Source organism: Pseudomonas sp. LBUM920 (genome assembly GCF_003852315.1).
Lineage (GTDB): Bacteria > Pseudomonadota > Gammaproteobacteria > Pseudomonadales > Pseudomonadaceae > Aquipseudomonas.
Map to the genome: position 1 here is coordinate 3,911,783 of NZ_CP027762.1, position 13,564 is coordinate 3,925,346.

The window sequence follows — 13,564 nt, forward strand, 5'->3', positions numbered from 1 at the left end:
GTTTTTTCATAGGTGCGGCCCTCCCCGGCCGCGGCCGCGTCTGCCACCTTTTCGATGTTAAGCGAAGTTCAGTGCGTGATAGCTCTGACATACGCCTGGCACGCACGCAGCGCTATCAATCCGTTATCCCCATCGTCGGTGATGGCGATAATTCGTTGCGCATGCGCTGGGTCAAGTTGGGCTCGACGGGCTGCATGAACCACGCCGACGGCGCTGGCGGCGGTAGGCACGTTGCAGCCACTGGCTGGATCGTCGGCAAGGAGGACTGACAGCCGCACATCAGCAGTGGCAAGGCGATCGCGCAAAAGAGCCTGGTTGCGTTGGGCATCGGATAGTTCTCGAGTGTGTTGTTGGTCCTGGGTGGCGAGTTCTTTCTCGATGGCCAGGCGCTTTTCCTGTTCTGCTCGGGCCTGGGCCGCTGCGGCATTGCTGATCGCGGCCAAATCGTCCTTGTGCAGGCCGGCCTGCTCGGCGAGCTTCTCTCCCATGCGCCAGTCCTGCACCTGCCAGGTCACGCCCGCGGCGCCGGCCATCAGCATCAGAATCAGCAGCGCCAGACTCGCCAGCTTCTGCACCGGCGTCATGCCAGCACCTTTTTCGCCCGCTCCCACAATTGCAAGCGATCTTCCAGGCCGTTGAGCCCACCGTTAATGCGGCGGGTGATCTTCGTGAATTCACCCTGATCCGCCAGCGTGTTGAGCCCCTTGGTGGACCAAAACCAGGCCGCAGACATCGCCGCGTGCTGGGGCAGCTCGAGCAGTTCCGGCTTGTTGATCAGATCCAGGCCCAGTGCTTCACCGCACGCGGCGTAGTTGGCGGTGGGAATCTTTCTGGTGTCGTTCTTCTGCCGCGAGTTGCTGGCGGACAGCAAAGTGTTGAGACTGCTTTCTGACCTGACCTATTCGGTTTATTTGTTCCACAACTGGCTGTGGGAATACATTTACTCAGTAGTGTCCATGATCTCGGTACAGCCCAGTGTGGCCCTGCCGCTGACCACCCCCCTCGCTTCTCGTCTTCTGTTATCTGGCCTATAGAACCGTTGAGCGTTATGGCGTCAAAGCCGGCTCGATATTTCTTCGCAGGATAAAAACCCGCCTCCAGCCAGCCTTGCACCCCTGATGATCGTCTCCAGCCCATGCTTTCGTTGGTAGGTTAGTAACCAGGGCACGGATGCCATTCTCGGGCGTATCGAACCGGGCGAACCGCTTCTCAATCTGCGGATCGGGCTTGAGCTGGCATTGCCACTGGTTGGCTGGGTTGTAGTCGATGTTGCCGGGGTTGCGGTTGCGAACGCCGCGGGTTTCAGTGATCGGCATAGCTTTTCTCCAGGCGAAAAAAACCGCTCAAGGCGGTATCGGTGTGCTTGTTTGGGGTGGGCGGGCTCTGCCTAAGCCTGTGCACCCTTCAACGCAGCGAGCTCTGCACGCAATTCTTTGACGGCTCCCATCAAGTCCGTGATCAGCGCCATCGGTTCGAGTTGCTGGACGCGGGGTTGGCCGTCGTCGCCAATCCCATCTTTTTCGCCGGTAACGGCAAGCGGATTAACCGCCTGTGCCTCGTGCGCGATCAGGCCTTGGTAAACGACGTCATCCCCTTTGAAGACATCACCAAACGCTTTGCGCTGGTAGGTGACGATCCGGTAAGCGTCGACACGGTCCAGGTAAGATGTCTTCGGCGCGTCCTTGATGTATTTCTTGAATCGGTAGTCAGAGCCGAACAGTGTCATGGTGCCCACGTACGTTGCGCCGATGTACACGTCGACGTTGGAGCCAGTCCAGTTGAAATTATAGGACTGCGCTTTATAAGCCCCGCTCACACCGGTGCGGCAACGAATTCCACGAACCGGAAGCTCTACCGAGACCTCGTTGGATACAGCCAACGTACCTACTGCCACACCCGATGCGCCGTTCTACTAACCCCAATCCCCCTACATGCCTGCCGGTGAGCGGCGGGCGAGGTATTCCTATGCCCGAATTAACGTACGAACAAAAACTGGTCGATTACGCGACAGCGCCGAAAGCCACCGCTGGAATCATCAGCCAGATCGAAAACGGCAACTTCGTCAATCACTGGTGCGGAAAGCTACGCGGGAAGTTTGTGCAAATCGGTCCGACCTGGAAGGCATCCACGAAGCAGCAGGCCACGGAGTCCGCTCGGCAGTTCCGAGCGCAGTGCCTGGCAGAAGCGAAGGCCAAAGGCCTGCTCCCCTCCTAACCCACCTTCTGCCGCCCAGCGCGGCAAGGACACCACTATGGAAATTCAAAGCGAAACCCTTGCCGAGGAAGAGATCGCGGCAATCACTGGCTACATGATCCCGTCAGGCCAGATCGCATGGCTCAATCGAAACGGCTGGAAATATGTGCTGACCCGCTCGCGTCGACCGGTAGTGAGCCGCGTCAACACGCGGTGTCCGAAATCCATATCTGATCATCACCGAGGATGGCCGGCAGGTTACCAAGCACATGCTTCGCCTTCGCTTCGACGACGCACGCGACAAGGCTATCGCAACCGCCAAAGAGAAAGGCGACGGGGTGTTGGCGGCCAGCATTCGCCAATTCCAATTCCGTGATATTCGGCCGAAAGCGGCAAGCGAGATCCTCGACCTGGGGGATGCAAGCCGACTGTTGGGACACACGGACAAGCGGATAACCGAAACAGTTTATCGACGTGTCGGAGAGATCGTGAAGCCAACTCGGTGACCGCAATTTGCAACAAGTTGCGGAAACTGCCTGAAATGATGCGGAAACGATCAGCCGTTAAGATGGCGGCGACACCAAACCCCAGAAACGCAAAAGCCCCGCTTTCGCGAGGCTTTTGTGTAAATCTTGGCGGGAAACCAGGGATTCGAACCCTGGGAACGCTATTAACGTTCGCCGGTTTTCAAGACCGGTGCATTCAACCACTCTGCCAATTTCCCTTTTGCATCACAGGATTATAGTAGCCCTTCCCGTGTCAGCGGGCGCCATAATACCCGAATGAAACACACTGTCAAACTCTCGGCATCGCTTGTTACAGAGCGTCTGTTATGATCTTTGCGACTGAACGTTTCAAAACTGAAGGAGTGTCGCCATGCGCGAACAGAATTACGCAGTGAATGGTAACGCGCAGGCTGAGCAGCTTGAAGTCAGCCGCGTGTTGCGCAATACGTACGGCTTGCTCGCCCTTACCCTCGCATTCAGCGGCGTAATGGCGTATGTAGCGCAGCAAATGCGCGTTGGCTACCCGAATATCTTTGTCGTATTGATCGGTTTCTACGGTCTGTTTTTCCTGACCAACAAGCTGCGTAACTCGGCCTGGGGTCTGGTGTCGGCGTTTGCCTTGACGGGTTTCATGGGCTTTATCCTCGGCCCGATCCTCAACCGTTACCTCGGCATGGCCGGCGGCGCGGAAGTGGTCAGCTCGGCGTTTGCCATGACGGCCCTGGTCTTTGGTGGTCTGTCGGCCTACGTGCTGATCAGCCGCAAGGACATGAGTTTCCTGGGCGGTTTCATCACCGCTGGCTTCTTCGTGTTGCTGGCAGCAGTGGTCGCAGGCATGTTCTTCCAGATCAGCGGCCTGCAGTTGGCGATCAGCGCAGGGTTTGTGCTGTTCTCCTCTGTTTGCATCCTGTTCCAGACCAGCGCCATCATCCACGGCGGTGAGCGCAACTACATCATGGCGACCATCAGCCTGTATGTATCGATCTACAACCTGTTCATCAGCCTGTTGCAGATCTTCGGCATCATGGGCCGTGATGACTGATTGCTAGCGCCATAAAAAATGCCCCGCATCGAAAGATGCGGGGCTTTTTTGTTTCTAACGGTTCAATACCGATTAGGTTCCATTTCCAGCTCAACCTTGAAGCGTTCAGCAATGTCCTGCTGGATACGCAGCGCCAGGTCGGCAATATCGTGCCCTGTCGCCGCACCATAGTTGACCAGCACCAGTGCTTGCATCTTATGCACGCCCGCATCGCCATCACGAAAGCCCTTCCAGCCGGCCTTATCGATCAGCCAGCCGGCCGCGAGTTTCATCTGCCCGTCAGGCTGCGGGTAAGCCACCAGGTCCGGATACAGCGCCTGTAGCTCTGCGGCAAGCGCTTGAGACACCAGCGGGTTCTTGAAAAAGCTCCCGGCATTACCCAGCTCCGCCGGGTCCGGCAGTTTTTCGCGGCGGATGCTGCAGATTGCGCGGCTGACGTCGCTGGGCGTCGCCTCGGTGATCCCCTGCCCGGCCAGGCGTTGCTGCACCGGGCCGTAGTCGAGCTTCAGGTGACTGGTGCGACTCAAGGCAAAACGCACGCGCAGAATCAACCAGCGCCCGGTTTCGTGTTTGAACAGGCTGTCGCGGTAAGCGAAGTTGCACTCTTGCAGGCTGAAGTCGCGCAGCTCGCCCGTTTGGCGGTCCAGAGCAGTCAGGCCGGCAAACACATCCTTGATCTCTACACCATAGGCACCAATGTTCTGCATCGGCGCGGCACCGACAGTGCCGGGGATCAGGCTGAGGTTTTCCAGACCGCAGAAACCGTGCTCCAGGGTCCACAGTACAAACGGGTGCCACGCTTCGCCCGCTTCGGCCTCGACCACCACCTGCTGCCCATCATCCTGCAACACGCGAATGCCTTGGGTCGCCATGCGTAACACCAACGCTTGAATGTCCTGGGTCAGCAATAAGTTGCTGCCGCCACCGATCACCAGCAGCGGCACTGCGTGCGCAGTCGCATAAGCCAGGGCCTCGCGGACATCGGCGTCACTATGGGCCTCGGCAAACAATTGGGCGCGTACGTCGATGCCAAAGCTGTTGAATGGCTTGAGCGATACCTGCGCAAGCACGTGCAAGGTCATAACCGCCCCTTCAATTCGATCACCAATAAATCACAGGCGCGCTCGATCAGGTCAAGAACCCGTTCAAAGCCTTGTTCACCTTCGTAGTAAGGGTCTGGCACCTCGTCCACTTCAGACTCAAAACGGCGCAGGAACAAGTCCAGCTCTGCTTTACCCTGCCCGGGGTGCAGCGCCTTGAGGTTGCGCAGGTTGCTGTGGTCCATGGCCAGAATCAGGTCATAACGCGCGAAGTCGGCACGCGAGACCTGTTGGGCACGCTGAGCCGACAGATCATACCCGCGCAGCAACGCCGCACGCTGGCTACGCTGGTCCGGCGGGTTGCCGACATGCCATTCACCGGTGCTCGCAGACGCCACTTCGACCTGGCCTGCCAAGCCCGCTTCGCGCAGTTTATGGCGCAATACGCCCTCGGCGGTGGGCGAACGACAGATGTTGCCCAGGCAGACAAACAGAACCTCCATCAGGCCCCCAGCAGGCGCCGGACGCGCTCAAGGTCTTCGTGAGTATCGACACCGGCCGGCGGTGCTTCCAGCGCGTCGCCTACATGGATACGCACGCCATGCCACAAGGCACGCAGTTGCTCCAGAGATTCGGTGTTTTCCAACCAGCACGGGCCCCAGCTGACAAAGTCATGCAGGAAACCTGCGCGATAGGCATAGATACCGATGTGGCGGCGGTAAGGCACGCCCTCCGGCAAGACGTCGCGGCGCTTGGCAAACGCATCGCGCGCCCAGGGCAGGGTCGAGCGGCTGAAGGTCAGCGCCAGTCCATTGATGTCGCTGACCACCTTGACCACGTTCGGGTTGAACAGGGTGTCGATGTCTTCAATAGGCTCGGCCAGGGTCGCCATGCGCGCTTCGCCATGGGCAGCCAGGTTGGCGGCGACCTGATCGATCACACTCGGCGGGATCAATGGCTCGTCGCCCTGCACGTTGACTACAATTGCATCCGCCGCCAAGCCGAGCTGTGTGGCGACTTCGGCCAGGCGGTCGGTGCCGGAATTGTGGTCTTCGCGGGTCAACACCGCTTCAGCGCCAAAACCTTTGCAGGCCTCGATGATGCGCGGGTCATCGGTGGCCACCACGACCCGTTCGGCGCTGCTTTTGCAGGCCTGCTCCCACACCAACTGGATCATCGGCTTGTTGCCGATCAATTGCAGCGGCTTACCCGGCAAGCGGGTCGATGCGTAGCGCGAAGGAATGACAACGGTAAAGGCGGTGGTCATTTATCCAGACGCTCATCGGTGGTCAGGGTACGGGCTTCACTCTCCAGCATCACCGGGATGCCATCGCGGATCGGGTAAGCCAGGCCGGCGCCTTTGCTGATCAGCTCGGTTTTGTCGGCGCTTAGCTTGAGCGGGCCTTTGCAGATCGGGCAAGCGAGGATGTCGAGCAGTTTGGTGTCCATGAGCGTTTCCTGGGTAAAAGCGATTTAAGGCAAGAGTCGGGCGGGCAGCAAGCGCATCAGTTGCGTGTCGAACCAGGCGACAAACGCCGGTGACGGCAGCGCATCCACTGCAAGGTACCACCAGTCGGGACGGGCAAAGGCGCGGCACTTCACCGCGTCCTTTTCGGTCATGACCAGCGGCAATGCCGGCGTAAAATTCAAGACATCGGCGCTGTAGGGCGCGTGGTCGGCAAACGCATGCGGTATCGGCAGCCAGTGTAGCGTTTCAAGGGTAGTGAAGAAACGCTGCGGGTTGCCAATACCCGCGACCGCATGGACCTGCTGGCCCACCGGAAAATAATCGGCGGGCTGGCGCTCACCGGTTTTCAAATTGATCAGCGCTGTGGGTTGCAGACGGAAGGCGAAGCCATCCTCGCGATCGGACGCGGCACCGTTATAGAGCAGCGCGTCGACACTCTGCAGACGCTCGACCGGCTCACGCAAGGGCCCGGCCGGCAAGCAACGGCGGTTGCCGAGGCCACGGGTAGCGTCGATCAAGACCAGTTCAAGGTCTCGGGCCAGGCGGTAGTGCTGCAGGCCGTCGTCGGAAAGAATCAGGTCAAGAGGCTCGCTGGCCAGCAGCGCTTTCACCGCGCGACTGCGGTCTGGGTCAATCATCAGCGGGACGCCGCTGCGCTGCACGATCAGCAACGGCTCGTCACCGGCCACTTCAGGGCTTTGGCTCGCCTCGACCCGCCACGGCAACTGCGGCGGTTTGGCCCCGTAACCGCGACTGACCACCCCTACCCGCAAACCACTGCGCCGGCAGTGATCGATAAGCCACAGAATCAGCGGCGTTTTACCCGTGCCGCCCACAGTGATATTACCGACCACCACCACCGGTACCGGCGATTGATAGATCGCGCCCTCGCCCGCGAGAAAACGCGCACGTTTGCGCTGCACCACGCGGCGATACAAAGACTCCAGCGGCCGCAGCAGCGTGAGTGCCGGGTGGCCTTCGTACCAGGCCTTGAGCAAACGATCGGACATGGTCATCAGGGTTGGGCCGCCGCCTCTACGGTGGTCATGCGCAGATGCGTGAAGCCGAGCTTGCCGGCAGCATCCATCGCGGTGATCACGGCTTGATGCTGGGTTTTGCCGTCTGCACTGATCGAAAGTGGCATGTTTGTATCGCCGCCGGATTCTTTCTGCAAGGCGTCCATCAGGCTGGTGAGGTCATTTTTCTCAAGCAATTGGTTATTCACCGAAAACACCCCGTCGGCGCTGATGGCAATATCCAATTGCTTGGCATCCTGGTCCTCGGCCGGCGAGCCGCTCACCGCTTCCGGCAAGTCGACACGCAGCTGGGTTTGCCGGGTGAACGTGGTGGTGACGACGAAGAACAGCAGCAGGATGAACACCACGTCAATCAGCGACGCGAGGTTGATATCAACGTTTTCCCGTTGCTTGCGGCGAAATTTCACACCCGGCCCTCGACGAAATCGACATCACGATCGCCCTGCACCACTTCCACCAGTTTGATCGCTTCCTGCTCCATACCGACGACGAGTTCATCGATGCGGCGTTGCAGGAAACGGTGGAAAAACACCGAAGGAATACCGACCATCAGACCCGCAGCCGTTGTAATCAAGGCCTTGGAGATACCGCCTGCCAATACCGCGGCATTGGTGGTCATGCCTGAGCCCATGAACGAGCTGAAAATATCAATCATGCCCAACACCGTCCCCAGCAGGCCGAGCAATGGCGCCATGGCCGCGATGGTGCCGAGCGCATTGATATAGCGCTCCATCTCGTGGATGACCCGGGCGGCGGCTTCCTCAATGCACTCTTTCATGATCTCGCGACCATGTTTGGAGTTGGCAAGGCCGGCAGCCAGGATTTCACCCAGAGGGGAGTTGGCGCGCAATTCCTTGAGTTTGTCTTTATCCAGTTGCTTGTTTTTGATCCAGCCCCACACCTGCCCCAGCAAATGCTCGGGCGTGATGCGGCTGGCACGCAGGGTCCACAGGCGTTCGGCGACGATGCCGAGTGCGGCGATGGAGCTCAAGATGATCGGCAACATCATCCAGCCGCCGGATTTGACCAATTCCCACACAGTGAATGTCCCCTCGAAAAAGTGCGCCACTTTACCATATAGGTTCGTCAGCGTGGCTCGTCAGCCACCGGCCCGCCCGTCGCGGGCCTGGGCCCTGGGCGATGTGGGTTTAGGGTAACGCGTCACGCCAGAAGCGGCGTTGACTGCGAGCAACATCAGGTGGTTGAAAGGCGCCCAATTGCACCCGCACGGCGCCTTGCTCGGCGCTGTCGTACACGCGACTGCCCAACGCCTGATAACGCGCCAGCACTTGCGGGTGCGGATGACCGAACGCGTTGCCACGCCCCCGTGAGATCAGGACCGATTTGGGCGCAAGTTGTTCCAGCAAGGGCGAGGATGAAGAACTGCGACTGCCATGATGCGGCGCCTGCAGCCAATCGGTCCGTACCGCCAGGGGGGACGCGAGGAAGGCCCTTTCGGCAGCGCGGTCAATATCGCCGGTCAACAGCAGGCGTTCGCCGTTGGCGCTTACACCCAATACACAGGATTTCGGATTGCTGCTAGTGGCGCCAGGCCACTGCCACAGTTCAAACGCCACACCGTCCCACTCCCATTGCTCGCCACTGACACAGGGTTGGGCATCGAGCAATGCCGGCAAGCCTTGGGTTTCTCCTCCGATTACCCGCTGGACTGCAAGCCCTTGGGCAACTGCTGCCGCACCGCCCGCGTGGTCCGCGTGAGCATGGCTGATCACCAACAGGTCCAAGGTCTCGACCCCGAGCTTTTTCAACGCGGGCAGCACCACACGCGCGCCAAGATCAAACTCGCCGGAACGCGGCCCCGCATCGTAAAGCAAGGTGTGATGACGCGTGCGCAGGACCAGCGCCTGTCCCTGGCCGACATCCAACTGCACCACTTCAACCTGCCCAACAGGCACGGGCTGCCTGGGTGGAAAGACCGCCAGCAGCAGCATTGGCCAGCCCAGCAGCCGAAACGGCAGGCCTTGGGGCAGCAGCAACAACACCGCGCCCGCCAGGCTTACCCACCAATACACCAGGGGCACCTCGGCCGGTATCCAGGCCGGCTGCTGGCTCGCCAGCAGCGTCAGGGCCCTGAAAAGCCCATCGAGTGCGCCGCCGGCCAGCCACAGCAAGCTTTCAACCACAAACGGAATCGCCAGCAGCGCAGTCCCCAGCAGCGCCAATGGCAATACCACCAGGCTGATCCATGGCACGGCAAACAGATTCGCCACTGGCGCGCTCAGGCTTACAGGCAGGCCCAGCACCAGCAGTAACGGAAATAAACCGATGGCAATCAACCACTGTGGACGCGTCCATGCGTGCCAAAGACTCCATGGACCCAAGCGCCCGCTGAAGGCCAGTACCAGCACCGCGACGGCCGCGAACGACAACCAGAACCCCGGCTGCAAACTCGCCAACGGTTCCAGCACCAGCACAGCGTCGAGCGCCAACAACAGCGGCCACCAGATCCCCAAATGCCGGAAGCGCAAACGCCACAGCAATACCAGGCCAACCATCACACAGGCCCGTTGTACCGGCACACCAGACCCAGCCAACAGGCCGTATCCCAGCGCGGCGGCAAACGCCAGGCCACACGCCCATGGCAGCCACGGCAAGGCTCGAGGCCAACAGCCGTGGCGGGCGAGCCCGGCCACCAGACCGTAGATCAACCCCGCCAGCAAGCCGATGTGCTGGCCGGAAATCACCAGCAGGTGCACGGTTCCGGTGTCCTGCAATACCTGCCAGTCGCTGGCAGCCAGCCCAGAGCCATCGCCCAATACCAACGCCGCCAAACCCGCCTCGCGCCCTTGGGCGTCCACCGCCGCCAAGCGTTGCCGGACAGCATCGCGCCAGGCATTGCGGGCTGGCGCCAGGCGCTGGCCGTCCTTGACCGATCCCGTGGCCCCGATACGTTGGGCCAGGAGCCAGGCTTCGTGGTCAAAACCGTGAAAGTTGAGCAGCCCCGTTGGCCGCTTCAACGTGATCGCCAGGCGCCAACGCTCACCGCTGTTGACTGGCGGGCCACCGTGCCAGGACACCCGAATGCGCTTGGGTAAGCGGGCTGTGCGTGACCGACTGTCGGTCAGTTCAAACCGTACGCCGGTGCTCGTCTGCTGCGCCAACCCGGTCACGCGGCCTTCTACCCAGCGCGTCTGGCCATCCAGCGCCGGCTTCAGACGGTCGTCCAGCGCCCACTGCGCGCTCAGGCACGCCCAGCCCAATCCGAAGAGGAAAAAGGCCACCGGGTAGGTGCGAAAAGGCAACAACATCAATGCAATCACACAAATGGCCAGTAACCATCCGGTAGGCGGCAGTGCGGGCAAAAGTCGCAACGAAAGCAGGCCAAGTCCGAGCGCAAACATGCCGATTTTCATGAATCATCCTTTGCAAGTGATCCACTCAGTCTTAGTCGCTCGCCCAGCGCTGCCGATGATGTTTTGTCACAAAGTCTGAATTTTCTGTTTATAGAATGCGGGCATACTTGCCCCTCGAACTGACCTGGACCCCTTATGCCCCGGCGCTTATTCAAACGGTACATGCCCGATCCCACGAGTATCAGGGAACACAAGTCTTTACGATTTCTCGGCACGTTGCTGCATGACCCCAACCTCTGGCACCTGAACCGGCACTCCGTCGCGCGCGCCATGGCGGTGGGCCTGTTCGCGGCATTCATCCCGATTCCGCTGCAGATGTTGCTGGCCGCGATCCTGGCGATTGTGGTGCGCGGCAATATGCCTATCGCCGTCAGCCTGGTGTGGCTGACCAACCCGATCACCATGCCGGTGGTGTTTATCTGCACTTACCTGACCGGTGCCTGGCTGATGAACGTGCCGCCGCGCAGCCTGCCGGACAACCTCACCTGGGAGTGGATCAGCGGCCAGTTGAGCACGCTGTGGCAGCCATTCCTGTTGGGGTCGGTGGTCTTGGGGCTGGTGTTGGGCGCGCTGGCCTACTGCCTGACCATGGGCTATTGGCGTTGGTGGGTCGCGCACCAGTGGAAGAAGCGCAAGCAGCGTCGCGCGTGAAAAAAAGCTAACGCGCCAACAGACGCAAATGGACCCGCAGGCCTTGCCCGGTATTTTCCGCCCACAAACGCCCGCCCTGACGCTGTAGGGCATTACGGGCGATGCTCAGGCCCAGGCCGAAACCGCCATCACCGGGCCGTGACCCATCCAAGCGTGTGAAAGGCGCGAAAATTCGCTCCAGGTCGCGCTCATCAATACCGGCGCCCTGATCCTCCAGCCAGATATGCCAGTAATCAGCGTCTCGACAGCCATCAAGCTGCACCCGCCCGTGCGGGGGCGAATGCCGAATGGCGTTACGCAGGATATTTTCCAGGGCCTGAGCCAGCGCGTTCAGGTTGCCCTGTACCCAGCAGTCTGCGGGCAACCGGCAAGGTAAACGCGACGCCGGCCAGTCACTTTCAAAGCAGGCGTTTTCCCTCAGCATGTCCCACAGGGCCGGAAGTTGAATATCTTCATTGGGCAATGGCGTGCGCTCGCTGTCCAGCCAGGCCAGCTGCAGGCTGTCTTCCACCAGGCGCTGCATGGCATCGATTTCCCGGCCCAGGCGCTCACGCAACTGCGTCAAATCCTGTTCGCTGTCGCAGGCCACGCGCAAACGGCTCAACGGTGTGCGCAGCTCATGGGACATGTCCCGCAACAGTTGTTGCTGCAACACCACCGTGCCCTGCAAGCGCTCGGACATATGGTCAAAGGCCCGGCCCAGTTCACCCAGCTCGTCCTGACGGCTGGTAGCCTCGCGCGACATGCGCGTATTCAATTGATCGGCGCGCCAGGCATTGGCCTGCTCACGCAATTGATTCAGGGGCATGATCAAAAGCCGGTAAAGCCCAATACACAGCAACAGCGTAAACAGGCCTGGAATCACGCCATTGGTCACCACGCGCCAAAACAACTGGTAGCGCCCAGGCATGAAACGCTGGGGCAGTTCAATCACCAGTGAACCCGCGCCTGGGTCGACCGGAAACGGGATTTTCATCCACGGCAGGCCTTTGACATGCCGGCTGACCGGCCACTCCAACCCGCGCAGAAAGGTCAGGCGCTGGCTTTCCTTGTCACTCAGTGGCGTGCTGCTCAGAGACTGCAAGTCGTTGCCGATTACACCGATCCACGTGGACTCACGCTTGGCCATAAGCGCTAACCAGGCATCCACGCCTGCCCTGCCCTGGGTACTCCAGGCCAGTTCGGCGCCCGCGGCATAACCCCGCAGAATCTCGCGCGACTCCTCGGCCACGTAGGCATTCTGCTCTTCCATGTAGCGGCCCCAGGACCAACTGAGCCAAATCATCAGCAAACAGAAAGCGATCAGCAGGCAGGCCAGTTTCCAGAATAACGAATGCTTGCCCGGCAACCGCTCAAAGCCCTTCATCATGGCCGCTCAGTACGTAACCCTTGCCCCACACCGTGCGCACTTCACACTCGCTGTAGCCGATGGCCTTGAGCTTGCGGCGAATCTGGCTGACGTGCATGTCCAGACTGCGGTCGTGGGGCGCATAACCGCGCTGCAACACATGCTGATAGAGGAAGGCTTTGCTGAGCACTTCGTCAGCATTGCGGTGCAGGGTTTCCAACAGGCGGTATTCGCTGCGGGTCAGCCCGGCCCAGTGCGCCTGATAAAAGACATCGCACAGCTCGTCGTCAAAGCGCAGCGTGCGAGTGTCGTCGCGCACCGCCCGAGGCGTGGGCAGCGGGCGCCGATCCAGGGCCACGCGGCGCAAGATCGCTTCAATGCGCACCCGCAGCTCGATCATGCTGAACGGCTTGGGCAGATAGTCGTCCGCACCGAGGCGAAAGCCACTGATACGGTCGGCTTCTGCGCCCAGCGCCGACATCAGGATCACCGGGATTGCATGGCTCTGGCGCAGGTGGGTGAGGATCGACAACCCGTCCATCCCGGGCAGCAGGATATCCATCAACACCACGTCGAACGCCTGGTCGCGGGCCATTTGCAGACCTTGCTGGCCGTTCTGGCACCAGGTCACCTGGAAGCCACAGCGGCCCAGATGCTCATGCACATAAGCACCCAGCACAGGGTCATCTTCGATTGTCAGGATACTGGGTGAGCCAGCTGCGGGAGTCATTAGCGTCTGCAAGTCATTCTCAATCGCTGATTATTCAAGATTAAACTGCCCCAGGCAATCGCCACCCGGCTCTCAATGGCCCGAAGATTGCGGTATGTCATTAATTTGCGAGATTCCAGACCGCGCAAATGGCTACACTGCGCAGGTGGCGTGGGCCGGATGCCCGCGCAGATAA

Annotated in this window: 14 protein-coding genes, 1 tRNA gene and 4 pseudogenes; 4 read left to right on the forward strand and 15 right to left on the reverse strand. The window is 60.4% G+C overall.

Features of this window, described 5'->3' with window-relative positions; genetic code table 11:
• Positions 1-68: 68 nt before the first annotated feature.
• From C4J83_RS18075 to C4J83_RS18090, 4 genes and pseudogenes are all read right to left on the reverse strand, one after another.
• Complete coding sequence (locus C4J83_RS18075; RefSeq protein ID WP_124417829.1) at positions 69-584, reverse strand: lysis system i-spanin subunit Rz; 516 nt, start codon at positions 582-584, stop codon at positions 69-71.
• Positions 581-817, reverse strand: a pseudogene (locus C4J83_RS18080) (glycoside hydrolase family 19 protein); the annotation flags it as partial. The gene C4J83_RS18075 and the pseudogene C4J83_RS18080, both read right to left, overlap by 4 nt.
• Before the next feature lie 303 nt (positions 818-1,120).
• Positions 1,121-1,316: pseudogene (locus tag C4J83_RS18085) on the reverse strand (structural protein); the annotation flags it as partial.
• Between the two features lie 71 nt (positions 1,317-1,387).
• Positions 1,388-1,828 (reverse strand): annotated as a pseudogene (locus C4J83_RS18090) (tail fiber domain-containing protein); the annotation flags it as partial.
• A gap of 137 nt (positions 1,829-1,965) precedes the next feature.
• On the opposite strand from C4J83_RS18090, the gene C4J83_RS18095 reads away from it, so the two are divergent.
• Both C4J83_RS18095 and C4J83_RS18105 read left to right on the forward strand, forming a co-directional pair.
• A complete protein-coding gene (locus tag C4J83_RS18095; RefSeq protein ID WP_003215376.1) occupies positions 1,966-2,214 on the forward strand; it encodes a hypothetical protein in 249 nt (82 codons plus the stop codon).
• Between the two features lie 188 nt (positions 2,215-2,402).
• Positions 2,403-2,699, forward strand: a pseudogene (locus C4J83_RS18105) (site-specific integrase); the annotation flags it as partial.
• Positions 2,700-2,826: 127 nt separating this feature from the next.
• Here the strand turns inward: C4J83_RS18105 and C4J83_RS18110 are convergent.
• Positions 2,827-2,917, reverse strand: a tRNA-Ser gene (locus C4J83_RS18110).
• A 152-nt stretch (positions 2,918-3,069) separates the two neighbouring features.
• Between C4J83_RS18110 and C4J83_RS18115 the strand changes: the two genes are divergently transcribed.
• On the forward strand, positions 3,070-3,741 hold the full coding sequence (locus C4J83_RS18115; RefSeq protein ID WP_124417831.1) for a Bax inhibitor-1/YccA family protein: 672 nt from the start codon (positions 3,070-3,072) through the stop codon (positions 3,739-3,741).
• Between the two features lie 62 nt (positions 3,742-3,803).
• Here the strand turns inward: C4J83_RS18115 and murB are convergent, their stop codons facing one another.
• From murB to C4J83_RS18155, 8 genes are all read right to left on the reverse strand, one after another.
• Positions 3,804-4,823 (reverse strand): UDP-N-acetylmuramate dehydrogenase, encoded by a 1,020-nt coding sequence (murB, locus tag C4J83_RS18120; RefSeq protein ID WP_124417832.1) that lies wholly within the window; start codon positions 4,821-4,823, stop codon positions 3,804-3,806.
• On the reverse strand, positions 4,820-5,284 hold the full coding sequence (locus C4J83_RS18125) for a low molecular weight protein-tyrosine-phosphatase (protein WP_124417833.1): 465 nt from the start codon (positions 5,282-5,284) through the stop codon (positions 4,820-4,822). The genes murB and C4J83_RS18125 overlap by 4 nt, the downstream gene beginning before the upstream one ends.
• The gene (gene kdsB, locus C4J83_RS18130; RefSeq protein ID WP_106579829.1) at positions 5,284-6,048 is read right to left on the reverse strand and encodes a 3-deoxy-manno-octulosonate cytidylyltransferase; all 765 of its coding nucleotides are present in this window, start codon (positions 6,046-6,048) and stop codon (positions 5,284-5,286) included. The genes C4J83_RS18125 and kdsB overlap by 1 nt, the downstream gene beginning before the upstream one ends.
• Positions 6,045-6,230 (reverse strand): Trm112 family protein, encoded by a 186-nt coding sequence (locus C4J83_RS18135; RefSeq protein WP_003174668.1) that lies wholly within the window; start codon positions 6,228-6,230, stop codon positions 6,045-6,047. The genes kdsB and C4J83_RS18135 overlap by 4 nt, the downstream gene beginning before the upstream one ends.
• 24 nt (positions 6,231-6,254) lie before the next feature.
• The gene (gene lpxK / locus C4J83_RS18140; protein WP_124417834.1) at positions 6,255-7,265 is read right to left on the reverse strand and encodes a tetraacyldisaccharide 4'-kinase; all 1,011 of its coding nucleotides are present in this window, start codon (positions 7,263-7,265) and stop codon (positions 6,255-6,257) included.
• Positions 7,265-7,693 (reverse strand): ExbD/TolR family protein, encoded by a 429-nt coding sequence (locus tag C4J83_RS18145; RefSeq protein ID WP_106579831.1) that lies wholly within the window; start codon positions 7,691-7,693, stop codon positions 7,265-7,267. Before C4J83_RS18145 ends, lpxK begins: the two co-directional genes overlap by 1 nt.
• A complete protein-coding gene (locus C4J83_RS18150) occupies positions 7,690-8,325 on the reverse strand; it encodes a MotA/TolQ/ExbB proton channel family protein (RefSeq protein WP_106579832.1) in 636 nt (211 codons plus the stop codon). Before C4J83_RS18150 ends, C4J83_RS18145 begins: the two co-directional genes overlap by 4 nt.
• A gap of 109 nt (positions 8,326-8,434) precedes the next feature.
• Positions 8,435-10,660, reverse strand: coding sequence for a DNA internalization-related competence protein ComEC/Rec2 (locus C4J83_RS18155; protein ID WP_124417835.1), 2,226 nt, complete (start codon positions 10,658-10,660; stop codon positions 8,435-8,437).
• A 135-nt stretch (positions 10,661-10,795) separates the two neighbouring features.
• On the opposite strand from C4J83_RS18155, the gene C4J83_RS18160 reads away from it, so the two are divergent.
• On the forward strand, positions 10,796-11,311 hold the full coding sequence (locus C4J83_RS18160) for a DUF2062 domain-containing protein (RefSeq protein WP_106579834.1): 516 nt from the start codon (positions 10,796-10,798) through the stop codon (positions 11,309-11,311).
• Between the two features lie 7 nt (positions 11,312-11,318).
• Here C4J83_RS18160 and C4J83_RS18165 read toward each other — a convergent pair whose 3' ends face one another.
• Positions 11,319-12,677 (reverse strand): sensor histidine kinase, encoded by a 1,359-nt coding sequence (locus C4J83_RS18165; RefSeq protein ID WP_124418890.1) that lies wholly within the window; start codon positions 12,675-12,677, stop codon positions 11,319-11,321.
• Entirely contained in the window at positions 12,664-13,389 is a 726-nt protein-coding gene (locus C4J83_RS18170; RefSeq protein WP_124417836.1) for a response regulator transcription factor, read from the reverse strand. The genes C4J83_RS18165 and C4J83_RS18170 overlap by 14 nt, the downstream gene beginning before the upstream one ends.
• Positions 13,390-13,564: the final 175 nt, after the last annotated feature.